The sequence below is a fragment of the Cupriavidus sp. a3 genome, assembly GCF_051015765.1.
In the GTDB taxonomy this organism is placed as follows: Bacteria; Pseudomonadota; Gammaproteobacteria; order Burkholderiales; family Burkholderiaceae; genus Cupriavidus; species Cupriavidus oxalaticus_A.
Genome location: NZ_CP170645.1, coordinates 144,529 through 167,304, shown reverse-complemented (window position 1 = coordinate 167,304; position 22,776 = coordinate 144,529). Strand labels below are relative to the sequence as shown.

20 protein-coding genes are annotated in these 22,776 nt (G+C 63.0%); 8 read left to right on the top strand and 12 right to left on the bottom strand.

Annotation, left to right across the window (positions count from 1 at the left end; all coding sequences use genetic code 11):
* Positions 1-29: 29 nt before the first annotated feature.
* A complete protein-coding gene (locus ACAD63_RS33610) occupies positions 30-530 on the top strand; it encodes a (R)-mandelonitrile lyase (RefSeq protein ID WP_434035028.1) in 501 nt (166 codons plus the stop codon).
* Positions 508-1,317, top strand: coding sequence for a carboxymuconolactone decarboxylase family protein (locus ACAD63_RS33605; RefSeq protein WP_434035027.1), 810 nt, complete (start codon positions 508-510; stop codon positions 1,315-1,317). The genes ACAD63_RS33610 and ACAD63_RS33605 overlap by 23 nt, the downstream gene beginning before the upstream one ends.
* A gap of 202 nt (positions 1,318-1,519) precedes the next feature.
* Here ACAD63_RS33605 and ACAD63_RS33600 read toward each other — a convergent pair whose 3' ends face one another.
* The gene (locus ACAD63_RS33600) at positions 1,520-2,668 is read right to left on the bottom strand and encodes an MFS transporter (protein WP_434035077.1); all 1,149 of its coding nucleotides are present in this window, start codon (positions 2,666-2,668) and stop codon (positions 1,520-1,522) included.
* Positions 2,669-3,027: 359 nt separating this feature from the next.
* On the opposite strand from ACAD63_RS33600, the gene ACAD63_RS33595 reads away from it, so the two are divergent.
* Positions 3,028-3,510 (top strand): (2Fe-2S)-binding protein, encoded by a 483-nt coding sequence (locus ACAD63_RS33595; RefSeq protein WP_135706793.1) that lies wholly within the window; start codon positions 3,028-3,030, stop codon positions 3,508-3,510.
* Positions 3,507-5,813, top strand: a complete 2,307-nt coding sequence (locus ACAD63_RS33590) for a xanthine dehydrogenase family protein molybdopterin-binding subunit (RefSeq protein WP_135706792.1) — start codon at positions 3,507-3,509, stop codon at positions 5,811-5,813. The genes ACAD63_RS33595 and ACAD63_RS33590 overlap by 4 nt, the downstream gene beginning before the upstream one ends.
* Here ACAD63_RS33590 and ACAD63_RS33585 read toward each other — a convergent pair.
* The 5 genes from ACAD63_RS33585 to ACAD63_RS33565 all read right to left on the bottom strand — a co-directional run bounded on the left by ACAD63_RS33585 (position 5,810) and on the right by ACAD63_RS33565 (position 12,805).
* A complete protein-coding gene (locus ACAD63_RS33585) occupies positions 5,810-6,718 on the bottom strand; it encodes a LysR family transcriptional regulator (RefSeq protein ID WP_434035026.1) in 909 nt (302 codons plus the stop codon). The genes ACAD63_RS33590 and ACAD63_RS33585 overlap by 4 nt on opposite strands.
* Positions 6,719-6,845: 127 nt before the next feature.
* Positions 6,846-7,970 carry a tyrosine-type recombinase/integrase gene (locus tag ACAD63_RS33580; RefSeq protein ID WP_434035025.1) on the bottom strand — a complete coding sequence of 375 codons (1,125 nt, stop codon included), beginning with the start codon at positions 7,968-7,970 and terminating at the stop codon, positions 6,846-6,848.
* A 199-nt stretch (positions 7,971-8,169) separates the two neighbouring features.
* A complete protein-coding gene (locus ACAD63_RS33575; protein ID WP_434035024.1) occupies positions 8,170-9,726 on the bottom strand; it encodes a hypothetical protein in 1,557 nt (518 codons plus the stop codon).
* A 116-nt stretch (positions 9,727-9,842) separates the two neighbouring features.
* Complete coding sequence (locus ACAD63_RS33570) at positions 9,843-10,832, bottom strand: ATP-binding protein (RefSeq protein WP_434035023.1); 990 nt, start codon at positions 10,830-10,832, stop codon at positions 9,843-9,845.
* Positions 10,833-10,873: 41 nt separating this feature from the next.
* Positions 10,874-12,805 (bottom strand): hypothetical protein, encoded by a 1,932-nt coding sequence (locus tag ACAD63_RS33565; protein ID WP_434035022.1) that lies wholly within the window; start codon positions 12,803-12,805, stop codon positions 10,874-10,876.
* Positions 12,806-13,287: 482 nt separating this feature from the next.
* Between ACAD63_RS33565 and ACAD63_RS33560 the strand changes: the two genes are divergently transcribed.
* Genes ACAD63_RS33560 through ACAD63_RS33550 form a run of 3 tightly spaced genes read left to right on the top strand, consistent with a single transcriptional unit; the run spans position 13,288 to position 16,035 of the window.
* Positions 13,288-14,676 (top strand): Mu transposase C-terminal domain-containing protein, encoded by a 1,389-nt coding sequence (locus ACAD63_RS33560; RefSeq protein WP_434035021.1) that lies wholly within the window; start codon positions 13,288-13,290, stop codon positions 14,674-14,676.
* 5 nt (positions 14,677-14,681) lie between these two features.
* Positions 14,682-15,551, top strand: coding sequence for a TniB family NTP-binding protein (locus tag ACAD63_RS33555; protein ID WP_434035020.1), 870 nt, complete (start codon positions 14,682-14,684; stop codon positions 15,549-15,551).
* Positions 15,526-16,035 (top strand): TniQ family protein, encoded by a 510-nt coding sequence (locus tag ACAD63_RS33550; RefSeq protein ID WP_434035019.1) that lies wholly within the window; start codon positions 15,526-15,528, stop codon positions 16,033-16,035. Before ACAD63_RS33555 ends, ACAD63_RS33550 begins: the two co-directional genes overlap by 26 nt.
* An 11-nt stretch (positions 16,036-16,046) precedes the next feature.
* Here ACAD63_RS33550 and ACAD63_RS33545 read toward each other — a convergent pair whose 3' ends face one another.
* Both ACAD63_RS33545 and ACAD63_RS33540 read right to left on the bottom strand, forming a co-directional pair.
* The gene (locus ACAD63_RS33545) at positions 16,047-16,337 is read right to left on the bottom strand and encodes a DoxX family protein (RefSeq protein ID WP_434035018.1); all 291 of its coding nucleotides are present in this window, start codon (positions 16,335-16,337) and stop codon (positions 16,047-16,049) included.
* A gap of 109 nt (positions 16,338-16,446) precedes the next feature.
* Complete coding sequence (locus tag ACAD63_RS33540) at positions 16,447-17,085, bottom strand: hydrolase (RefSeq protein ID WP_434035017.1); 639 nt, start codon at positions 17,083-17,085, stop codon at positions 16,447-16,449.
* A 343-nt stretch (positions 17,086-17,428) separates the two neighbouring features.
* On the opposite strand from ACAD63_RS33540, the gene ACAD63_RS33535 reads away from it, so the two are divergent.
* On the top strand, positions 17,429-17,725 hold the full coding sequence (locus ACAD63_RS33535) for a putative quinol monooxygenase (protein ID WP_434035016.1): 297 nt from the start codon (positions 17,429-17,431) through the stop codon (positions 17,723-17,725).
* A gap of 37 nt (positions 17,726-17,762) precedes the next feature.
* On the opposite strand, the gene ACAD63_RS33530 is transcribed toward ACAD63_RS33535, so the two are convergent.
* The 4 genes from ACAD63_RS33530 to ACAD63_RS33515 all read right to left on the bottom strand — a co-directional run bounded on the left by ACAD63_RS33530 (position 17,763) and on the right by ACAD63_RS33515 (position 22,535).
* The gene (locus ACAD63_RS33530) at positions 17,763-18,638 is read right to left on the bottom strand and encodes an efflux RND transporter periplasmic adaptor subunit (RefSeq protein ID WP_434035015.1); all 876 of its coding nucleotides are present in this window, start codon (positions 18,636-18,638) and stop codon (positions 17,763-17,765) included.
* A 47-nt stretch (positions 18,639-18,685) separates the two neighbouring features.
* Positions 18,686-18,886, bottom strand: a complete 201-nt coding sequence (locus ACAD63_RS33525; RefSeq protein WP_434035014.1) for a DUF1656 domain-containing protein — start codon at positions 18,884-18,886, stop codon at positions 18,686-18,688.
* A gap of 18 nt (positions 18,887-18,904) precedes the next feature.
* Complete coding sequence (locus ACAD63_RS33520) at positions 18,905-20,308, bottom strand: efflux transporter outer membrane subunit (RefSeq protein ID WP_434035013.1); 1,404 nt, start codon at positions 20,306-20,308, stop codon at positions 18,905-18,907.
* A gap of 67 nt (positions 20,309-20,375) precedes the next feature.
* Positions 20,376-22,535 carry an FUSC family protein gene (locus ACAD63_RS33515; protein WP_434035012.1) on the bottom strand — a complete coding sequence of 720 codons (2,160 nt, stop codon included), beginning with the start codon at positions 22,533-22,535 and terminating at the stop codon, positions 20,376-20,378.
* Positions 22,536-22,776: the final 241 nt, after the last annotated feature.

Here is a 22,776-nt window from a genome sequence, read left to right as displayed (position 1 = left end):
TGTATCGGTCGTCATTTTTCGAGATAAGAATGCCCAACCTTCTGAAAGCCACACTGCTGGTCACTGCCGGCCAGGCCGCCGTAGCTTGCGCCGCGGATCCGCAGATAACCACGCAAGCGAACGCGGTGAGCCAGCAAATTGCCCGAGCCGGGAGCCAGGCGTCGACGGTAGGCCCGGCCGATTACTTTACGGGCCGCGCAAGGATTGATCCGGTCTGGCCCGCCGACAAAAACATCAATGCTTCGGGCAGTCTGGTGACGTTCGAGCCGGCTGCACGCTCGGCGTGGCACACGCACCCAGCCGGGCAACGCCTGGTGGTGGTGTCTGGGGTGGGACTCACGCAAGAATGGGGCAAACCTGTTCAGGAAATCCGTCCCGGCGACGTGGTCTGGTGTCCGCCAGGCGTCAAGCATTGGCACGGCGCAGCCGCTGCCACGGCGATGACGCACCTGGCTGTTACCGGCACCGTGGATGGGAAAAATGTCACGTGGATGGAGAAAGTCAGCGATGAGCAATATCACGCGCGCTAAGCCGCAGAAAATATGCTGCAGGGGCTCCGTGCTTGCGGTCGCCGTGGGCTTCGGCATGATCACTACGCTGATACCCGTAGTCGCTAATGCGCAGGAGGGTCCAGCTTTGAATGCTCCCCAAAGTCGCGCGCCAAGCGCATCTGAAACGCTTACGGCGCGGCAACAAGCCATCGTCCCTATTGCTGCATTCGGTGCTGCAAGCGACATCGCAAGGCTGAACGCGGCATTGAATCGGGGTCTTGACTCGGGTTTGACGGTGAGTGAGGCAAAGGAAATCCTGGTGCAGCTCTACGCTTACGCCGGTTTCCCGCGTAGCCTCAATGCCCTGGCTGAGTTGATGAAGGTGCTTGACGCGCGCAAGCAGCGGGGCGTCCACGACGTGCCCGGCTCAGACCCGAGCCGTGCCGTGCCCAAGGGCGATGCGTTACTGATTGCAGGAACGGCCAACCAGACCAAGTTGTCTGGCGCCCCGGTCAGGGGCGCGCTGTTTGAATTCGCTCCTGCCATTGACGAATATCTGAAGACCCACTTGTTTGGCGATATCTTCGAGCGCGACAACCTCGACTGGCAAAGCCGCGAACTGGCGACGGTGGGTATGCTTTCCGCTTTGCCGGGGGCTGAATCGCAATTGCAGGCACATATGCGTATCAGCATGAACGTGGGCCTCACGGCGGGCCAGTTGCGGCAGCTAGTCCAGGTCCTGGGCGATAACGTGGATGCCGATAGCGCTCGTCGTGCGCAGGCCGCGCTGGAGCGGCACCTGGTCCAGTTATCGGGATCGTCGTGAGTTCGGACACAGCGTCGGTACGATCTGCTCTCGTGAGCTTCCTTTCAAGACCTCCAAAATGCAATTAATCGCCAACGGAGCACCCTGACAGACAATGCTGTTTTGCAGGCGAAGACCATTATTTCATGTTCGTGAAAGTATGCAGGTTGTAGCCGTCTGCCGTTAGGCATAGGCGCCAACGCTTCGATGGTCATGCAGGAATTTACTGGTGAAGTGAGCGCTCAGGCGCTTGCGCCGCTTCGGAGCGGGAAGTCAGATGGGTCAGTCCGGCGGCAATGAGTAACATCGCTGCACTCGCTTCAAGCGTGCTTTGATAACCAAGCGTGTCAAACAGCAAGCCGCCGACTGTGGAGCCAATCGCAATCGAGAGCTGGACGACGGCAACCATGAGCCCGCCACCGACCTCGGCGTGGTGGGGAAACGTCCGGGTGATCCAGCTCCACCATCCGACGGGTGCGGCCGACGCGACCAGCCCCCAGAGCCCCAGCAGCGCGATGACGGCACCCGCTTGATGGCCGAAAGCGATTAACGCTAGCACAATGACCGCCATCAACAAAGGGATGGCAATCAGCGTGGCGTAGAACCCGCGTCTTAGCACAGTGCCGATCAGAGAGGTGCCGACGAAGCCCGCCACACCCATGACAAGCAGGATCAGGGAGAGCGCCGCAGCATCGACCCGCGTCACCGTTTCTAGGAAGGGCCTGATATAGGTGAACAGCGTGAACTGGCCCATGAAAAACACGCCGGCCGAGAGCATGCCTAATGCCACAACCGGCCGCCGCAGGTGTGCGAACGGATTGCCCTGGCCGGCGTGACGAGATTGCACTGGCATGGCAGGCAGGCTGAACCATTGCCATGCGAGCGCGAGCAGGGCAACGGGTACGAGGCAGTAGAAGGCTCCGCGCCATCCAACGACCGCGCCGAGATAGCTGCCCAGCGGCGCGGCGACGACCGTGGCCAGTGCATTGCCGCCATTGAACACGGCCAGCGCCCGTGCCACCTGGTGGGCCGGCACCAGCCGCATGGCTGTGGCAGCCGACATCGACCAGAACCCGCCCACGACCACACCGATCAACGCGCGTCCGGTCATGTAAGCGAGGTACGTCGGTGCCAACGCGATGATGGCGCCGGACAATGCCATCACGCCTGTGAGGCCAAGCAGCAGGGTCTTCCGGTTCATGTTGCCGGCCAGGGCAGAGATGAAAAGGCTCGTGATGACGGCAAAAGCACCGGAGATGGCGATGCCCTGGCCTGCCATCCCTTCCGTCACATGCAGGTCGGCAGCCATCGGGGTCAGCAGGCTGACCGGCATGAACTCGGAGGCGATCAAAGCAAAGACGCAGAGCGTCATTGCGAAGACCCCACTCCAGTACGCCCGCGGAGTAGGGGTCTGATGTGCGGAAGCGGACGAAACGCGGGGAGCAGCAACTGCGTCCAGGCCGATATTGCGCGGGGTGGCGCTGGCTTGATGAAGAACTGATTTTTCCATGGTGCGACATCTTGCTAAGAAATGGCGCACCCGCCTAGATCATGAATACTCAAAGCCTTTATGAAATGCACTCATGAACACCCTATGGCAGACTCCGCTCCATCGACGTGCCGGAGGTTGCGCATTCATGAAGAGGATTCATAAGCGTATGCAGGACCGGCACATTAATCGGGCCGCGCTTTTCCGCTACCATCCCGCGAACTTCAGCCACGTAATTGCCGATGACATCGCTCAAGATCAATGGTCAGGTTCATGATGTCGACCTGTCCCCCGATACCCCATTGCTGTGGACGCTCCGTGATGCGTTGGGCTTCACGGGCACGAAATTCGGATGTGGCATGGCGCTGTGCGGCGCCTGTACCGTCCACGTCGACGGACAGGCGGTGCGCTCCTGTGTGACGCCGATTTCCGCGGTGGGCGGCAAGGCCGTGCGCACGATCGAAGCGATGGATGCCGATCGCGTAGGCAAGGCCGTGCAGGACGCGTGGGTAGAGCTCGGCGTGGCGCAGTGCGGCTACTGCCAGGCGGGCCAGATCATGACGGCCACCGCGTTGCTGAAAAGCAATCCAAAGCCGACCGACGCGCAGATCGTCGCCGCGATGAGCGGCAATCTCTGCCGATGCGGTACCTATACCCGCATCAATGCCGCCGTGCGGCTGGCATCGTCACGGCTCCAGGGCAACAAGTCGGGGGCCAGGGCATGACGCGCACCGATATTCAGCTGTTGGCGCAACCGGCTCGCCGCCGTCTTTTGCAGGCCGGCGCGGCGTTTGCGTTGTCTGTTCAGTTCGGCGGCCTGATCGCAAAGGCCGATGCCGCTGAAGGGGAGAAGAAGTACGGCGCCGCCTCGATGCCGGGCGGCGTGGTGGACAACCCGCTGGTCTTCGTGTCGCTCGCGCGCGACGGCACCGTGACGATCGTCGCGCATCGCGCCGAGATGGGCACCGGCGTGCGGACCAGCCTGCCGATGGTGGTGGCAGACGAGATGGAAGCCGACTGGCGCCGCGTTAAGATCGTGCAGGCCGACGCGAACGAGGCACGCTATGGCAGCCAGAACGTGGACGGTTCGCGCAGCATGCGGCATTTTCTGGCGCCGATGCGCCGCGTGGGCGCGTCGGCGCGCCAAATGCTCGAAGCCGCCGCCGCCGGCCAGTGGAAAGTGCCGGCGACCGAGGTGCGGGCGCGCAACCACGAAGTCATTCATCTGCCAACGGGCCGTCGGCTCGGCTACGGTGAATTGGCTGAAGCCGCCATGCGGCAGCCGGTGCCGCAGCCCAGCCAACTCCGGCTCAAGCAGCCCGACGCGTTCCGCTATATCGGCAAGGGCAAGATCGTACCGACCGACAGCCGCGATATTGCGCAGGGCAAGGCCACCTACGGCATCGACGTACGGCTCCCCGGCATGGTCTACGCTGTCATGGCGCGGCCGCCCGTGTACGGCGGCAAGCTGCGCAAGGTCGACAGCGCCGACGCCATGAAAGTACCCGGCGTGTTGCGCGTCGTCGAACTGAAGGGCTACGACGGTCCGCCGCTGTTCAACCCCGTTGGGGGCGTTGCCGTGGTGGCGACGAATACCTGGGCGGCAATGCGGGGGCGCGCCGCGCTCAAGCTCGAATGGGATGATGGCGCGAACGCAGGCTACGAATCTGGCGCGTTCCGGCGTACCCTGGAGACGGCGGCGCGCCAGCCCGGCAAGGCGTTGCGCAACAATGGCGATGCCGTGGCAGCGCTATCGTCTACCAACGGCCGGCGCAAGGTTTCGGCCGAGTACTACATCCCCCATCTAGCCCACGCGTCGATGGAAACACCGGTGGCCACGGCGCGCTTCGTCGATGGCAAATGCGAGATCTGGGCGCCGTCGCAGGCGCCGCAGGGCGCCCTGGAAAGCGTGGCCAAGCATGTCGGGCTCGAGGCGAAGGATGTGACCTTGCACCTGACGTTGCTGGGCGGCGGGTTCGGCCGCAAGTCGATGGCAGACTTCATCTCCGAAGCGGCGCTTGTTTCCAAGGCGATGGGTGGTACGCCAGTCAAGCTGCAATGGACGCGTGACGATGATATCCGTCATGACTACTACCACACGGTATCGGTCGAGCGCATGGAGTCGGTGCTGGATGCCAGGGGCAAGCCTGCAGCATGGCTTCACCGGTCCGCCGCCCCCACCATCGCCTCCACGTTCAGGGTCGGCGCGCAAGGCAAGGCCGCGTTCGAGGCGGCGATGACGGCCATCAACATCCCGTTCCAGATCCCGTCGATCCGGCTGGAGTCGGCCGATGTGCCGGCGCACACGCGCATCGGCTGGTTCCGTTCGGTGTCAAACATTCCGCACGCCTTTGCCGTGCAGAGCTTTGTCGCCGAACTCGCGCACCAGGCCGGCAGGGACCCGAAAGACTACTTGCTGGAGCTGATCGGGCCGCCGCGGAAGATCGATCCTGCGACCCTATCTGACAACTGGAACTACAGCGAATCGCCGGACCTGTATCCACTCGACACCGGCCGCATGCGGCGGGTGATCGAGGAAGCCGCGCGGCGGGCCGGCTGGGGTCGCAAGCTGCCGAAAGGCCATGGCCTGGGTATCGCCATGGCATACAGCTTCGTCACGTATGTGGCGACCGTCGTCGAAGTCGCCGTCGATGCCAAAGGCCAGCTCTCGATCCCGCGTGTCGATATGGCAATCGACTGTGGTCCGCAGGTCAACCCGGAGCGCATCCGATCGCAAGTGGAGGGCGGTTGCGTGATGGGCGTGAGCCTTGCCATGCTTGGCGAGATCTCGTTCCAGCAAGGCCGCGTGCAGCAGAGCAATTTCCACGACTTCGAGCTCTTGCGCTCGCATATGGCGCCGCGTGCCATCCACACGTGGCTGGTCGGCGGTGATTTCGACGTGCCGCCAGGCGGCGTCGGCGAGCCACCGGTGCCGCCGGTGGCGCCTGCGCTGTGCAATGCAATTTTTGCGGCCACGGGCAAGCGGATCCGCTCGCTGCCGATCCGCGACCAGCTTGCGCAGGCCTAGCGGCGTGCGCTTTCGGGGCGATACCGGATCGCGTCGATGACAATCTTCAAGGCGCGCGAAGACTGGCGGCGGCTTGGGTAGAACGCGTGATAGCCGGGGAAGGTCGGGCACCAGTCGTCCATGACACGGACGAGGCGGCCGGCCTCCACATACGGCTGGACCAGCGGATAGGGCAGGAACGTCAGCCCGAATCCGTCCAGGGCGGCGTTCAGCATCTGGTTGACGCTGTTGCAAATGAGCTGGCCCTCGACGCGCGCCTGCAGTTTCTTTGCACCCTTTGCCAGTTCCCAGGCATAGAGGCCGCCGCTCGTCGCAAGCCGCAGGTTGATGCAGCGCTGGTCCAGCAGGTCACGCGGCGTGGCAGGCTTGTCGTGGCCCTTGAAGTAGGCGGGGGCGCCAACGATGGCCATTTTCACATCGGGGCTGATGCGGACCGCGATCATGTCCTTCTCGATCTGGTCGCCAAAGCGCACGCCAATGTCGTAGCGTTCGCCGACGATATTGGTGAGGCCATAGTCGACAGTCAGTTCGACGTTCAGCTCAGGGTATTGCGGTAGTACTTTCGCCAGGCGCGGCCAGATGATAGCGTCGATCGGATGGTCCACCGCGGTGATGCGTATCGTGCCAGCCGGCCGTTCGCCGAGTTCCGCCACCGCGGACAGGTCGGCTTCAATCTCTTCGAACTTCGGGCCCAGGGAGCGAATCAGCCATTCGCCCGCGTCGGTCGTGGACACGCTGCGCGTGGTCCGGGTCAGCAGTCGCACGCCAAGCCTGGCTTCGAGGCTGCGAATGGTATGGCTCAGCGCCGACTGTGTAACGCCGAGTTTGGCCGCCGCGCGCGTGAAGCTTTGCTCCTTCGCGACAGTGATCAATGCCAGCAGGTCGTTGAAGTTATGGCGGGGCATGGAAGTTGTCTACTCGAAGCCTTCGGATAGCAGCGGGCGGTATGCCGTCGCGGCATTTAGGCAATGATGAAGGGTTTTCATCAATGCTTTTCGCTATTGTTCGCTCTCGAGCCGCCATGTTGCAAGCTTATTTCTCGGTGCCCCAGCCGATCCGATGCCGCTCCTGCGTGGCTTCATGCCGGGCATCTTCTTCGCTGTGCAAGTACCCGCTCGTCGTCGACAGCGAACTGTGCCCGAAGTTGTCGCGCACAAAGCGCAGGTCGACCTGCTGGTCGGTCATGTGCGAACCCGCGGTGTGGCGCAGCCAGTGCGCCGAGGCGCTGGCCAGCACTGCGGCTTGCGCCTCCCATTCTGGTCCGCGCGCCCGCAGGCGCGCCGCGGCCATGCCAAACACCTCTTTCAGGATCAGGTGCAAAGCGCCGCGTGACAGCGCTTTCTCGCCGCTTCCAATCACCGGCAGCACCAATGGACGCGTCTCCCCGAACTGCGGGGTAGGCGCCAACTCGTGGGCGCGGCGGTAGCGCGCTAGTTCTGCAATCAATTCGTCAGTTGCCGGCACCAGTCGGGTCTTGCTGCCCTTGCCGGTCACCTCCAGCCACCAGCGCTCAATGCCCTGGGCATCCCGGCGGCAGAAAAACGCGCCCATCGTGGTCGCGGTCAGCTCCGACGCCCGTAACCCGCCCAGATAGAGCACGCTCAGCACCCAGCGGCAGCGTGCCGCGTGCAGCCGTTCCCGCACGGTCTCGGTCGGCATCCCAGCGACCGTCTCCTTGACCGTCTCCCACAGTTCGTGGCTCAGATAACGGGTGATGCGCGCCTGGGTGGGCGCGCGCCGGCGGCGGGCGAGGGCGAGCGGGTTGCCGGCCAGATAGCCCGCCTCGGTCATCCACGCGAACAGCGCGTTCAGGATCACCAGCGCCTGGCGCACGCTGCCGGGCGACAACGGTCCGGCAAACGGGCGCCAGTCCGGATGGTTGCGCGCGAGCTTCTTGTTGCCGGCGAGCACCCAGCGCGCGGCCGGTTGCGGGTCGGACAGGAAGCGCTCATACGCGAGCAGATCCTCGTGCGTGAGCGAAGACAGTGGCTTGCCGAGCTGCAGCACCGCCCACAGAATCAATCGCTCGACCTCGCGTCGGTAGGCAGCCAGGGTCGCCGCGCTGTCGGCATAGCGCGCGAGCCAGGCGGTGGCGGCGGCAAGTGTTGCAGATCGCCAATACCCCCAGCGGTAGCCGCTATATCCGCTAGCATTCACCTCGATCCAACTGATTGATCCGTAATGGATCTCTCGTCCGTTGTGACGTCTACCATTGTTGCTGGTAGGCAACGCGTTTTGGGGCGTTGGTTCCACTAATTCCGCCAGCCTGGGTCACCCGTTCAGTAAATCGCCTAATGTGACTGAGACCGCTTGCATACCTGAAGTTGTATCTACTTTCACCTAAATTTGTGGCTTGCTAATGGGGCGGGGCAAGGAACCTCAATCGAAGAAGGGCAATTCGCAGCGCCTTGATGGCTGTCCGCGGCGACTCGCCTATCCCCTGCACGCGTCCGTCGCATAGACGCGCGACCAACGCCCCGCCCGTTTCCCGGTAAATCCAGAACATCGCGCCGGCATCCTGCTGGCCGAGTAGGCGTCGCTTGCGAATATCGGCGTTGGCGGGGGTGAAGGTGGTTGCGACTGTCCAGCCCCTCTCTCGTGAGAACGTTAATCCGGGGCCTTGGCTATGCCATTGCGCAACGATAGCTCGCCTGCGACGGTGGCGACGGCGAGCGACGCCGAAAAGGCGCGCCGCTTTGCTGGTCCTCGACATGTTCCCCCACGCCTCGCCGCAATCAATAACCGGTTCGACAAAGCGGGTGATGTCACAACGTCGCTTCGCACCCCACCACGGACGAAGCGGGCAACCGTCAATTTCGACATGCCTCAGCGCATTCCCGCGGCCAAGGAGAATCTCGTGGACAGCCTTGTCCGCGTATGCCCACACCTGGAGCAACGCGGTGGCCGCCGCATGGTATGCGATCCAGGTGTGAGTCGCGGAGAATTCCCGACTCGGGGGGCTGATGGAGGCATGTAGCATTACCTGATCGCTCAACTCCGCAGACACGCCAGCCGGTGGTGCACGATAAGGCCAACGGCGAAGGCACACATAAGGTTCAACGCTTCGTGCCCACAGGCCCTCTGTGATCACCAGCGCTGCCTGGGGATGGTGCGCCAGCGTCTCGGCGGCGATCGCGGCAGTCGGAGCCTCCAACCACTTGGTGGCCCGCCGGGCCACATGACGTCGAAAGTGTCGCGCCATGGCGCGGTAGACCGAGAAAGCTGGTGCGTCGGACCAGTAGGACGACGCTTGCTCTGTTAGATCCAAGTTCGCAAACGCCTGCTGATGGCAACTGTCATTGTGCAAAATTGTGTTCGGCCCATGCACGACGCGCAGTGCGTCCCTCGTTTGATGTGGCTGTATGCCCGGTGGGCAAGGGCGTCCCATCGCCTCACTCAGGGCCAGAATTTCCTCCGGCTCGAGTCGTTGCGTCCAAAAGCACTGGTATGCAACGGCTTCCGAATGGGCGAGACATGTCATGCCGTCGAGCCACGCGACCAATTGATCCATGGCTTGCATGCTGGCTGAAGTCATTCGCGGGCGGCGACACAGCTCTGGGGTAAAGAACCGAAGCCTATCGCACGGACAGCTACCGGGCGGGCCGTCCGGATCCGACAAGATCATCATGAACGCGCGGCCGCAGCGACAGTGCGACCGCAGCGGGACGGCGTGGACAGGGCAGGTCTGCAGGAAGCGGAGTGCAAACAAATCGGTGTGATAACCCTCTGCCAGGCAAAGTGAACAGATCCTGGTGTCGTAGCCGAAAAGCGCAGGCCGCAACCACTCCGGTGCATCGTCAACGGTTGCCCACCGAAACTTCATCGCCGGCTCGCCCAGCAATGTCGCGAGCCGTTCCCGGTCAATCCCCCCGAATGGCTGGGGTGCCTCGTGCCGATCACGGGCTTGAGTCATGGCAGCAAGCTGGCGCGGCCGGAGCCCATTGAGCTCACATGCGCGGAGCAGCGTGTGGTACAAGGACGCGTAGGGAAGGACGCTGCCGCGATGCCATGTCAGACGCGGTGGCTCAGTCATGTCTGTATCGGACTGCGATCGTTGCGTTGTCGCGCTGCGGTGGCTGACACCACTGCCATTAGCCTTCTATGTCCTGATGCCTCTACTACCTGCCGCCAAGAGGTCGGCGAAGTCACCTTCTCGACGTCCGCGCCAGAAGCCAGTCGCAACAAGACGTGGCGGCACGCGTGGGTTACCGTCTTCATCGGAAAGTTGATGGGGCCTGCGTACCGCGCGGGCAGGCAATCCGTCATGGCCTGCATCAGCGTAGCCGCGAAGTCGGCGAGTCGGAATCCCTGAGCCCAGGCATTGGGCACCAGGCTCGCAGTGAATGACAGGCCTGACCCCGGAGGCCATTCACTGCCGCTGTCATAGCCGGCCATGACATAAGCGAGTTCCTGCTCACTACGAATGCCATCGAACGCCTTTGTGGCCAGCATGAAGCGAGCCGCAGCATGCGCGCCGCCGGACAAGGCCATGGTGATTGCTTCATCAAAAAACTGGAGCGAGGCCACCGAGATTACGCATAATCGAATTCGTTGCCTCTCGAGTTGACTGTGCAACTCCACGAGCCATAACCACTCTCGCTGCGACATACCCTGGGCTTCATCAATAACTAGCACCAGAAAGCGCCCACCGCCTTGGCTGGCCAGTTCGATCCAGCGTTCCAGCAACATATGGTGGCGCGCAAGCGGACTTCTCACGAATCGCGCCAGCGAATGGGAACTGGCTTGTAGCAATTCCGCATAGAAGCTGCCGACTGAATACAAACCGCCGGGGTCGGTGTGGCTCCAAACCACCATCGGCACATAGCCACCGCAGCGCTCCGAGAGCAATCGCTGTAGCCAGTGATTGACGCCGCTGGACTTGCCAAAACGCGAGGGGCCATAAATGGTGGCGCCATCGATCTGGTCATCGATCCAACCGGCTACTGTGTTCACCATCTCCTCAATCGCGACGGTATAAAGGGAGTAATCACTTGTCACAATAGGATGGTCGCGTGGCACATGACTCGGTGCCAGGGGAGGTGGGGGATTGTATGTAGACGCTACCATAGCTGGGCCTTTCGCATCGGAGGCAGGGATAGAGGCGACGCCGGTCCGGCTGGCATGGGATCGGAGGCAACTTCACTCGGCAGCGCTTGGCGTGCCAAGGTGACCATGGATTCTCCCGCAACCAGTTCGGCATACTGCTGAAGGATCCGCCGTGCCTCCAGATAAGCGGGGTGAGGAGGGAGCCGCTTGCCGGGCGAGCCTTCTGCATATTGCAGCAAAGCCTCGACCGCGTCGCAGCCGCTGGACAGGAAGAGCAACCGCCTGCGTTCGAGGGAGCGAATAGCCTGTCTGACATAAAGGGAGTGCGGGGTGCGATGCCACGGAGGTGAGGCACGAACGACGCCGAGAAAATGTCCTTCTCGCGTTGACACTGCGGCGAACCGGGCATCGTCCTCGTTTTCTATCGTCAGCCATAATTTCTTGCCGAGCAGATCCCCGCGCAGGCCAAGCCACTCTGCGGCGTAACGGGCATTGGCGAAGCAAAAATGGGGTCGTCTACCTGTATGGCTGCCGCCCAGTAGCGTACAGAGCTTGCGCACACCCACCATTTTGCTTACAGCAATCGGATCCGCCGTGGGTAACGGTCGATCTTCCTGATCGGCCAATAATTCAAGCTGGTCAAGCGGACTGCGATACCCAAGGCCGGAATGTGGTGTGGCGTTGTAGTTCGCGATCAGGACGTCGAGTAGTTCCTGCGCAAACTCCAATTGGAAGTTAGTGTCCGTCGCCGTCTTCTCCGGGTCGGTGCCACGCTTCTGATCTGGTGAGTTGCCGGTGGTGGTCGCCAGGCGATGAAAGCCACCCGCAGCCAGACAGCGGAAGAATGCCTCGATGAAGGGGCGGTCGTCTTTGCTACGCCGGTGGCTAAAGCTGGCGGGATCCTGAGGCTTCAATATTCGCGCACCTACGACGTCTTGCAGGGCGGCTTCAACCCGATTGCAAATGTTCGCCAGCGCCCCATCGACGCTGAATTCGTCCCAGCAAGCTCCCACGAACCGTGGAGCCCGAAATGAAGGCAGGCCGGCGCCCTTAGCATAGACGTTGTTGCTGAACAGAATGTCTCGCGGTGTCCACAGTGTCAATGCGCAACGTATGGCACGCAAAACATCCTCGGCACCGCACTCGCGGCGCAGCGACAAGCTGTAGCCGAGAACCGCGCGTGAAGCCACTTCAATCAGCACGACGACCCAGAGACGGTGAATGACACGCGGCTCGTGACCGCCGTGGGGTGAAGGGACGAGAATCACCATCCGCGCGTCGAGCTTGTGCGCATCGCATTCAACCCGCTCGAACAGCCGCAATGCTGGACGGCGTGTCCCATCGCCTGTGCGTGTCTTGCGCAGGGCCTCCGGGCCTCCAAGTAATGCGCTACGGGTCCGTAGCGGCGCCTCCGCGATGACGTCGGCGATGAAACGGCATATGGCCTTGTAACCTTGCTTCGCAACGTTGAACGGCCATTCACCGCGCTGCTCGAAGCCTCGTTCCCGCAACGCGTTAAGGAACCAGCGGTAGAGCACTGCCCGAGGTTGTCGGGTCGACTCGAGCGTCTTTCGATGACCAAGGATCTGCTGGCGAAACTCAGCTTCCAGGCCTTGACCTGCAGCGCTTCGGAACACGGCTTGAAGCGCTCCGGCTGCACCGCCGCCCCAGGGATTCACTGCAATAGGAGCAGTACGCGTGTAAGGCCGGACGCGTGCGTGCGGCAACAATCCGCGCCAGCCGTAGATTTGTCCGTCAGGATGCGGTGCAAGGCAACGCTCAGTGATCAAGCGGTACACCTGGGCGCGGCCGATTCCCGCATTGGTCCTTATGTCCCTACCGCTAGCGCCATCCAAATAAAGCCGCACCGCGCAAACGCGTGCGCGGAAGCTGGCACGCTGAGCCTCCGGCAAGGCTTGATCGTCGACCGCGGGCCACGTCGCCAAGTTGATCTCGACGTCTGACGCATCGGCAGCAACGGTTCGGGCTCGCAGACGTAATCTTGCGCGCACTCTACGGCCCTCCATCCCGCTCCAACTAGACACAACATTAGGTGAAATCGCTTCCCCGGAACACAACTTTCCGTGGGAAAGGCAACGCACCTAGGAAGGTAGAGCCCTAGCAGTGCCCTGATTTGATGGGACTTCCCGAGTCTCGGTGTCGATTGATCGGAGTCACAACTTTAGGTGTGCGAGCGATTGCAACGAAGCGCGAACTGGCGATTGCAAGGGTTTTACGTCCGCTTGGGACGGCTCCGCTTACGCGTAAGCAAGCTGAGAGCGCTGGCAAATTGCTTAGAATCCATTGGGCTACGGTTTATCACTTGCGCCGGCGCTTCCTCGCAGACCCTGTGGCGAGCGCGTTGATACCTTATGACCGAGGTCCCAAAGTGGGAAAGTCGCGTCTAGCAGCGAATGTCGATGAAATCGTGAGTGAGGTACTTGCCGATTGGCTGCCGCAACAGCGTCATCTTGCTCATCCGCTTTTCGAGCTTGATGTCGAAATCCGGAGACGATGCGCGGTGGCCGGTGTTCGTCCGCCAAGCAGGTCTACCATTTCGCGACGCTGGGCTGCCCATCGAAAAGCGGAAGCGCTTCGCCTAGCAACTCTGCCCGGCTCGGAGATTCCGCCTGGTCATCTTGTGGCGCGCTGTCCGATGGATATCGTGCAGATCGATCATACATTGGCCGATGTGATCCTGGTGGACGATACATGCCGACGCCCAATTGGTCGGCCATGGCTAAGCATTGCTCTCGACGTTTCGACAAGATGTGTCGTCGGCGTGTATGTGGGGATGGACCGCCCCAACGCGGCAACAGTCGCGTTGCTATTGACACGCGTGGTCTTGCCAAAGGATGGCTGGCTCGCCAGCCTCGATGTCGGCGTTGATTGGCCAATGCACGGCATTCCACAACTACTTCACCTCGACAATGCGGCCGAACTCAAGAGCAGGGCATTGCGAGCGGGGTGTCGTGAGTATGGTGTCGAGTTGATGTATCGACCCGCAGGAAGGCCGTACTTCGGCGGACATATCGAACGGTTAATGAGGACCATGATGGAACGTGTCCACAGCCTGCCAGGATCGACGGGATCGTCCCCGAAGGGGCGCAAGGCCAGACCGCCGGAAAAGGAGGCCTCCTTGACGATCCGAGAATTTGAGCGATGGCTCGTTCTCGAGATTGCCGAGCGCTATCATCACAATGCGCACCGCGGGCTGCAGGGAGCCACTCCGTTTTCGGAGTGGGCAATGGCGACTAAGAAGACGGCTCCACGCTCGCTTCCCAATGCTGCGCCTGAACCCTTGCGCTTCCTAATCCAGTTCTTGCCAATGACCTATCGGACGGTGCAGTCAGATGGTCTAACGCTGTTTTACCTTCGGTACTGGCACCCCATATTCGCAGCCTGGCGGGCGACAAAGCAGAAAGTTATAGCACGGTACCATCCTGAGGATCTCTCCAGAATCTTTGTCAGTGTCGATGGAAAGCACTACGTCGAAGCGACGTTTGCGGACTTGCGCCGTGGCCGAGTGTCACTGTGGGAGCAGCGCAGTGCGTTACGGAGCTTACGATCTCAAGGCAAAGAATATGTCACCGAAGCGAGGGTATTTGAAGCGATCGACGAACAGCGTCGGATTGTCTCCCGCGCAAGTTCGCAAACAATGGGAGCAAGCCGCAAAGGCGAAGCGCTGAAGGAACTCGCTCCCCACGGTCTTGGCGAGATGCCAGAATCGGCGCCTGCGAACGGGTTTGTCAAGCCATCTGAGCCGGCTGTAGATTACAACAAGCCGCCCTCTGTGTTCAATGTCGAGTTGCTGTAATTGCGATGCGCTCGCCGCTATCACATCTGCTACCGGCCGCGAGAGAACTGGCTCAGTGCGACGATGCTGTCAGAATTAGAGGCTTGGCACGTAGCCATTGGATAGACTATCCGCGCGCTACCCAGGTGCTGGAGATTCTCGAGCGTCTCTTGCAAACACCACAGCGGGAGCGCATGCCGTGTCTGTTGCTGCACGGTGATTCCAACATTGGCAAGACGCAGATTGTCGCGAAATTCCAGCGTCGTCATCCACCGGAGTATGACGAAGAGAAGGGCGTCGAGATGCGACAAATTGTCGCCATGCAGATGCCCCCGACACCTGAGCAGCCGCGGTTCTATTCTTCATTGCTCTTTGAGCTTGGCGCTCCCTTTAACGCGGCGGCAAGGCGGTCTGCGCTCGAGAATCTGAGCCGCGGACTGCTTCGAAAAGTGTCTGCGCGCATGCTGATCGTTGACGAGGTCCATCACTTGTTGGCAGGCAACTATCGAGAGCAGCGTGCATCACTGAATCTGCTGAAGTTCCTCGCAAATGACCTGAAAATCGCTGTTGTCCTGGTTGGAACCCAGGACGCCGTCATGGCGCTTCAGACGGATCCCCAGATGGTCAGCCGATTCTCCCGTCTCGAGGTGCCGAGATGGCAGGAGACGGAGGCATTTCGTTCTCTGCTTGCTGCCTTTGAGATGGTTTTGCCGCTTCGACGTCCGTCGAATCTGGCACGACGAGAGATCGTACACGCGGTTCTGACTGCAAGTGGAGGGCTCACAGGAGAAGTGTCGCGCCTCTTGACGGTTTCTGCGGAACTTGCGATCCGGGATGGGAAGGAAGCCATCGATCTGGGTCACATAGAGAATGCAGCACGGACGTTGCTGTCCTGAAGGCGTCAGGCCCTGGCCTGTTGCTCCGCGGCCATTTGATGACGAAGCGTTTGGCGGTTGGCTGGGTCGCCTGGCGGCGAGGTACCAGATCAGTGTTGAGCAGCTGTGGCAGATTGGCGACCTTGGTGCGTATCCAGCGTTGACCAATGCTGGGTGGCTTCTGTTCCCTCCGATGAATGAACAGGCCCTGTGCCGCCTCGCGTGCTTGACGCATGTTGGTATCCAAAGGTTGGAGGCGCTTCAAACGCCAACGGCGTGGGTCTCCGACCGAGATCAGCTCCCATACTGTTTCGAATGCCTGTTACTGAATCCCGTCGACGTTTCCTCGCCTCGCTGGAAGCGGGATTGGCTTGATCCGCGCACGGCTGTCTGCCAAGTCCCCGGCCATAGAATGAATACGCTCGCGCCGTGTAGGCTACGAATCTGTCGCAACCTCACCGCGGTACTCTGGGAGGTTCGGAAGCGTCAGCGCAGGAGTAGCTAACGTTCAGATTTCTACATTGGCGGAATTAGTGCCCGCCATTGGCGGAAATAGCGATCTGCAACAGCCAGCGTGAATACCGCCAGCAGGAAGGCCGCAATCTCGGTCTGGTAGCCAGCGACAATGGCCAGGCCGCAAGTCAGCTGCACGAAAATAGTCAGCGACAGCACCAGGCGTGGGAACGGCAAACTGCGTGAGCGCACTTCGTCCAGGCCGTGCGCGAAGAAGATCAGCTTGTTGGCGCCGCTCAGCACAAACATGAAGGCAATGAACAGGCGGCCGGAAAGGAGGTAGTAGTCGGCCATGCCGGCTCCGGTCGGGGCGGGGTTAAGCAAAAGAACAAAGGAATCGCGCCCCGCGTGGCGCGGGGCGCGTGGTGCATGAAGTTGGGGGCGGGCATGCCGGCCCCCAACTTCAGGTGCGGTCGTAGGAGAACTGGATGCCAGCCGTGCCGCCGGTCTGGATGAAGAGATCCATGAAGGCCGGGACGGTCTCGCTGCGGGCCCAGTCGCGCTGCAGTTCGCAGAACAGCTGAGCCACGCTGATCATCTTGCCGCCAGCCTGTTCGATGCGGCGCAGCGCGGCCTCGTGCGCCGCCACGGAAGTACCGCCTACGGCGTCGGCCACGACATAGACCTCATAGCCTTCCTTGAGCGCGTCCAGCGCCGGGAAGGTCAGGCACGCTTCCGTCCACAGGGCAGTCATGATCAGCTTCTTGCGCCCCGTCGCCTCCACTGCCGCGCGGAACTCCACGTCTTCCCAGGAGTTGATCGAGGTGCGGTCGTAGGTGGGGAAATCGCCCAGCACCTTCTGCAGCTGCGGGATTGGCGGCTTGTTCAGGCCCGTCTTCACATTGACCGTGGAGTGCACGATCGGCAGCTTGTACGCAACCGCGGCACGCGAAGCGCCGACGATGTTATTGATCAGCAACTGCCGGTCCATGGAGGCGATGGAGTTCACCTGGACCGGTTGGTAATCGATGATCACGAAAGCTGCGTTCTGCGGAGTCAGCAGGTGGTCGTTTGCGGGATCGCGAATGGGTTCGCTCGCCATGGTTATCTCCAGAACAAAGGGTGGGTTTCTGCTACTCGGCGTTCCCGGGCCGGCGCTGCATGTACCGTGCGCGACGCTGGCCCGACTGCCCGGCGACGGTACCGGCATTGCCGGACACTGCAAACCGCAAATGCGGTTCTGATGCCGTCCCGCATGCGCTGCGGTCGGCCGTCGCAAGGAGCCCTTGCAGCATAAGCCATGCATTGGGGCGAGCGTGATAGCCATCTGCCAAACATGCTGTTCGCGCTGATAGAACGATCCGCGCGCCCTCCGTGTCCTGCTTGCTTGCGCCGTGGTATTTGCCTAGTCTTTGCTGACACCATATGTGCAGAGGACACGAACCATGGACGATTTCTATGTGCTGGTGGTCTTGTATGCCAAGCCCGGGCGCGAGGCGGAGCTACGGGAAAAACTGCGGGCCGTGGTGGCGCCTTCCCGCCGCGATGCCGGCAACCTGCGCTACGAGATGTTCGAGCAACAGGATGATCCGCGGCGCTTTGTCTTCGTAGAGCACTGGGACAGTCCCGCCGCGCAGGAGGCGCACCATACGCAGACCGAGCACATCCGCCGCTTCCAGGAAGATGGCAGCGATGCGGTGGAAAGGATGGAGTTGTTCTATCGGATGAAGCTTGTGGCCTGAGGCGGGCGGCTGGCGGAGGTTTCGCGGAAGCGCTGTCCTACTGCGGCTCTGGCAGGATCGTGACGGTGCACGTGGTGCCCATGGCCAGCGGCAGATCGTCGGGCAGGGCGTCCAGCCGGATGCGCACAGGAATACGTTGCGCCAAGCGAATCCATGTGAACACCGGGTTCACGTCGGCCAGCAGGTTGGCGCTGGTCGGGTTGTCGCGATCGGCAATGCCGCGCGCGATGCTTTCGACGCGGCCGGGAAGCGGCTTGCCGCCGGAAAGCAATCTGACCTCGGCCCTGGCGCCGACACGCACATTCGGCAGCTTGGTTTCCTCGAAATATCCGTAGACCCAGTAGGAGTGCTTGTCGATCAGCGCCATGCGCGCTGCACCGGCGCTCACGTAGTCCCCGGCGTGCAGGTTGAGGTTGGTCACATAGCCGTCCACCGGCGCATGCACCTCGCTGCGGCTCAGGTTCAGCCGGGCCGTGTCCAGCGCCGCCAGGCTGGCGTCGTAATTGGCCCTTGCCTGCTTCTCCTGTGCGCCGATGTCTTCGCGGCTTTCCGCCGACACCACGGAGCTGTCCAGGTTCATGCGCCGCGACGCCTGCTGATGGCGCATGTCAAGCTCGGCCTTGCGCGCGCGTACCTGCGCCTCGGCCTGCGCCACGGCCTGCCGGAACCGCTCCGGGTCGAGTGCGAACAGCAAGTCGCCCTTGCGGACTTCCTGGTTGTCCCGAACCGGCACCTGCTCCACCGGGCCCGAGACATCGGCGGCGATACTGACCACGTCCGCCCGCACGCGGCCGTCGCGGGTCCAGGGGGAATACATGTAGTGCTGCCAGAGGCTGTAGCCCAGCACGATCGCGGCGATTAGCAGCAGGCCGGTGCCGAGCACGCGCAGCACGGCAGGTCCGTTCAGTTTCATGGTCCTTGTTCGCTTTTTTTGAACCCTGCGGCGCCTTCAGGGCTGACTCAGCGCCACAGCGCCAGTCCGACGGCGCTGAAGATCGACACAAACAGCGACACCCGGAACAGTGCCGGATGCCACACCAGCCGGTAGACGCCCAGGCGCACAAGCAGGCGATCCACCAGCAGGTACAGCAGCAGGCAGCCGACGAACACCGGCAGCAGCGACGGCATCAGAATGGAAGCCAATGCGATCTCACGCGGCATAGCGGGTGCCTCCTTGCATCATGACGGCTCGCCGGCTACCGCGGCAGCGTCGAAGCCGCCACCCAGCGCCTGCATCAGGCGCGCCCATGCGTCCAGGCGGGCTGCGCGCGCCAGCGCCAGGCTCAGCTCCTGGCGCCGCAGCTCGTTCTCGGCCGCAAGGACGTTGAGGTAGTCGGTAAAGCCGCCGCGGTAGCCGCGATCGGCCAGCGCATAGGACTGCCGGGCCGAGCGCAGCGCCTGTTCGATGCTCGCCTGCTCGCGCGTGAGCGATTGCAGAGAGATAACCGCGTCCGCCACGCCTTGGAAGGCGGCCAGTACGGCTTTGTTGTAGCTCTCGACGGCGATGTCGTAACTGCGCGTAGCAACGCCGTAGTTGCCCTGCCTGCGGCCGCCATCGAAGATCGGCAGCGAGAATGCCGCGCCTACGTTGTGCCCAATCGCATCCCGGTCGACAAAGGTGAAGAAGTTGCCGAACGCCGCCGAGGCCAGGCCGATGCTCGCCACCAGGTTGATGTTGGGGTAGAAATCCGCCTTGGCGACCTGGATGCCCTTTGCGGCAGACTCGACGCGCCAGCGCTGCGCCACCACGTCCGGACGGTGTCCCACCAGTTCGGCCGGCAGCGAGGCCGGCACCGCGATCGGAGCCGCCAGGACCAGGGCAGGGCGCGCCAGCTTGTCGCCTGCGCCGGGACCGTCGCCGCTGAGTACCGCGAGCTGGTTCTTCACCAGCGCGATGGCACGTTGTGCCTGCTGTACCTGCGCCTCCAGGGCGGGGATCGGCGTGCGTGCCTGGCTCAGCTCCAGCTCGCTGGCCAGGCCGCGGCTGGTCCGCTTGCGAATGATTTCGTAGATGCGGGTCTGGCGCGCCAGGTTGGCCTGGCTGACGTCCAGCAGGGCGTACTGCAAGGCCAGGTCGATATATGTGCGCACCACGGACGTCTCCAGGCTCAGCTGCGCCGTGCGCGCATCGGCTGCCGCCGCCTGCACGTTGTCCAGCGCGCCTTGCAGGGCTGCGCGGTTGCGTCCCCACAGGTCCAGGTCGTAGGAGAGTTCGGCGGCGAGATGGTTGTTCCAGGTGGTATGCCCGCCGAGCGGCTGCGGCGTAGCCAGCCGGGGAAAGCGCGTGCGGCCGAAGGCGCCTCCTGCATTCACATTGGGCTCGATGGCGGCGCCGGCGATCTTTGCCTGCGCCAGCGCCAGTTCGCTGCGCGCCTGCGCGATGCGCATGTCGGGCGAGCCGGCAACCGCGTGTGCCACCAGCGCATCCAGGTTGCGGTCACCCAGCTGCGACCACCATGACCGATGTGGCCAGCCGGCATCCTGCTGCGTGGCGCGCAGCGCTGCACCGGGATCGACCGCGCTGGCGTCGAGCGGCGTGGCCGCAGGCGCGATCCCGCCCGTGTTGGCGCAAGCGGCCAGCATGGCGACGCAGGCGCCGGCGAGCGCGAGAGTCCGCAGTGTCGCCCTTGCCGGCGTTGCCCATGTTGCCCTAGCCCGCATCGGGTCCACCTGTGTCGTCGGTGCTGGCAACGCCAACCAGCGGCAAGGCATCGTCAAGCAGTGACAGTCGCATGGCATGCAGGATGGCGCGCGCCTCGCTGGCCGCAGGGGAGGCATTGCGGCCGGTCCACGCGATGGTTTGTTCCAGGGCTTGCATTGCGGCACCGAAGGTGGTCGGCGACGGCGTGCGGAACAGCGCGGACAGGGCCGCCAGCAGATCCGCCTGGTGGCGCTCCCATGCCATGGGCAGCACGCTGCGGGCCGTGACCTCGCGTAGGGCGATCGTGCCCACCCCGATCTCAAGCGCGGCAAAAGCCCAACCGAGCAGCTCTGCCTGGCCGGCACGCCCGGCCGGCGGGCGCGAGCCGGCAAACTGGATAAAGTCGCGGATATGGGTTTCGAAGTACAGTCGCAGTCCCGTGAGCGGGGTACGGCAGATGTCGCTCGCTACCAGTTCGCGCAACTGCTTCAGATACTGCTCGGCCAGCCAGTGGCCACCCTGCGGCACGATGGTAGCAAAGGCCAGCGAGGCGATGGCGATACCGGTCAGTGTGGCGATGCCGGCATCGAGGTAGCCGGCTGGATTGAAGACCATCGGATTGCTGAGGTTGCCGAGAAAGCAGAAATAGATGCCGAAGCCTAGTCCGATCGCCGCGGTCGGCGGGAAGGTGCCGAGATAGCTGCCGATCGCAATGAACGGCGCCAGCGCCACGGCCAGCAGCAGGAAGCCATCGAGATGCGGCAACAGGAAGAAGTTGAATACTAGGCCCGCCATCCACGCCATTGCGCAGCCGATCAGCATCTGCCGCGCAATGGCAATGGGCTGGGGCATGATCGAGTACAGCGAGATGGCGATCGTGGTTGCGATCACGCCGGAACTGCCACCGGCCCACCCCGAGGTGATCCACAGCCACGCGCTGGCCAGCACCGCAACCATGGCGCGCGTGCCCGAGGCGATGGCAAAGGCCCGGTTGGCCGGGTTGGCGCGCCCGCGGGGCTGCACGCGCGTCGCCGGCGTCGCCGCCATGCCGGGGGCCCGCAGCGCAAGGAAGTTGCCAGTGTATGACAGCAAATCGGCTACGGCTTCACGCAGCGCGGTGGCGCCGGCGGCAAAGCGGTCGGCCGCCAGTGGCGGCGCATCGGCCAGGGTGGCGCTTGCCGCCGCGATGTAAGCGGGCAGGGCCGCATCGAGGCCGAGCATGCCCTGGTGCAGTGCGGCGATTTCCACCAGTTCCAGCCGCGTGCGCCCCGCTGTGGCGGGCAGCAGCGCGGCAAGACGTCCGAACAGGGCGTCCAGTGCGTCGCCCGCACGGCGATCGGCTGCCTTGGCCATGCGCGACCTGAGCTGGTGGATGGTATGGAAGCGCGCCAGTGCCTCGAGGAAATCGTGGTTCAAGCGCAGCATCAGCGCGTTATTGGCGCGCATTTCCGGATCCTCGAACACCGCTGCGCTGCGCAGGCTTTCCAGCTGTGCGCGCTCGCCGGCCAGGCGCAGGTGCAGCGCGCCAAGGCCCGCGGCGGTCTCGCTGCCCTGCAGCGCGGTGCGGATGAAGCCGGCGAAGGTGGCGATGTGCTGTTGCCCGGCGGCCAGCAGCATCGGTGCCACGCGCTGCGGAAACAGCAGGCCGCTCACCATGCCGGCACACGCAATGCCCACCGAGACCTCGCTCAGGCTGATCACGACGTTGTCGAAGATGGCGTACGGGTTTGAGATCGACGGCACCGCCGCAATGCAGGCGGCATAGCCCGAGAGCACGAAGCCATAAGACTGGTAGTTGCGGAAATATGCCGCGCCGCACACGCACAGGCCGATCCACAGGGACAGGCCCAGCAGGAACATCACGCGCTCCTGCGGGAACGAAAAGAACAACAGAAGTGCGGCCACGCTGCCTACCAGCATGCCGACGGCACGGTAGAAGCCCCGCGCCAGCACCATGCCGCTTTGCTGGTGCATCATCAGGATCACCACCGACACCATTGCTGTGCGCGGCGACGCCAGTTCCAGCCGCATCGATAGCCACGTTGCCATCAGCACGGCGATGACTGTCTTTGCCGCATGCAGCAGGCGGCCACGGTCCGCTTGCCACCAGGTGCGGGCCGCGCCGGCCAGCCCTGCGCCGCCAGAGACGGCATTGGCTGCGCCGGTCATGGGCGCAAGCGCAGGACCCGCCAGGGGGCGGTGCGCAGCGAGTGTGCGGTGGAATGGCGCCGCATGGACACGATGGCGTGAGTATGGTCTTCTGTGGCTTCTGTTACGGCGTGATCATAATTCAGGAAAATGCTGGCGAGCGTTCTCGCCGGACGAACATGGTGTTCGGGCATGGGCGCCTAGCGCTTGCACCGGGGCGCCGATAGTCTGGTCAGTCTCCACACCACCGCGCCGCTTGGCA

What these genes read in the sequence shown, in the direction of transcription:
- ACAD63_RS33610 (WP_434035028.1), top strand. Translation starts at nt 30, where the DNA reads ATGCCCAACCTTCTGAAAGCCACACTGCTGGTCACTGCCGGCCAGGCC.
- ACAD63_RS33605 (WP_434035027.1), top strand. Translation starts at nt 508, where the DNA reads ATGAGCAATATCACGCGCGCTAAGCCGCAGAAAATATGCTGCAGGGGC.
- ACAD63_RS33600 (WP_434035077.1), bottom strand. Translation starts at nt 2,668, where the DNA reads ATGACGCTCTGCGTCTTTGCTTTGATCGCCTCCGAGTTCATGCCGGTC.
- ACAD63_RS33595 (WP_135706793.1), top strand. Translation starts at nt 3,028, where the DNA reads ATGACATCGCTCAAGATCAATGGTCAGGTTCATGATGTCGACCTGTCC.
- ACAD63_RS33590 (WP_135706792.1), top strand. Translation starts at nt 3,507, where the DNA reads ATGACGCGCACCGATATTCAGCTGTTGGCGCAACCGGCTCGCCGCCGT.
- ACAD63_RS33585 (WP_434035026.1), bottom strand. Translation starts at nt 6,718, where the DNA reads ATGCCCCGCCATAACTTCAACGACCTGCTGGCATTGATCACTGTCGCG.
- ACAD63_RS33575 (WP_434035024.1), bottom strand. Translation starts at nt 9,726, where the DNA reads ATGACTCAAGCCCGTGATCGGCACGAGGCACCCCAGCCATTCGGGGGG.
- ACAD63_RS33555 (WP_434035020.1), top strand. Translation starts at nt 14,682, where the DNA reads ATGCGCTCGCCGCTATCACATCTGCTACCGGCCGCGAGAGAACTGGCT.
- ACAD63_RS33550 (WP_434035019.1), top strand. Translation starts at nt 15,526, where the DNA reads ATGCAGCACGGACGTTGCTGTCCTGAAGGCGTCAGGCCCTGGCCTGTT.
- ACAD63_RS33545 (WP_434035018.1), bottom strand. Translation starts at nt 16,337, where the DNA reads ATGGCCGACTACTACCTCCTTTCCGGCCGCCTGTTCATTGCCTTCATG.
- ACAD63_RS33540 (WP_434035017.1), bottom strand. Translation starts at nt 17,085, where the DNA reads ATGGCGAGCGAACCCATTCGCGATCCCGCAAACGACCACCTGCTGACT.
- ACAD63_RS33535 (WP_434035016.1), top strand. Translation starts at nt 17,429, where the DNA reads ATGGACGATTTCTATGTGCTGGTGGTCTTGTATGCCAAGCCCGGGCGC.
- ACAD63_RS33530 (WP_434035015.1), bottom strand. Translation starts at nt 18,638, where the DNA reads ATGAAACTGAACGGACCTGCCGTGCTGCGCGTGCTCGGCACCGGCCTG.
- ACAD63_RS33525 (WP_434035014.1), bottom strand. Translation starts at nt 18,886, where the DNA reads ATGCCGCGTGAGATCGCATTGGCTTCCATTCTGATGCCGTCGCTGCTG.
- ACAD63_RS33520 (WP_434035013.1), bottom strand. Translation starts at nt 20,308, where the DNA reads ATGCTGGCCGCTTGCGCCAACACGGGCGGGATCGCGCCTGCGGCCACG.
- ACAD63_RS33515 (WP_434035012.1), bottom strand. Translation starts at nt 22,535, where the DNA reads ATGACCGGCGCAGCCAATGCCGTCTCTGGCGGCGCAGGGCTGGCCGGC.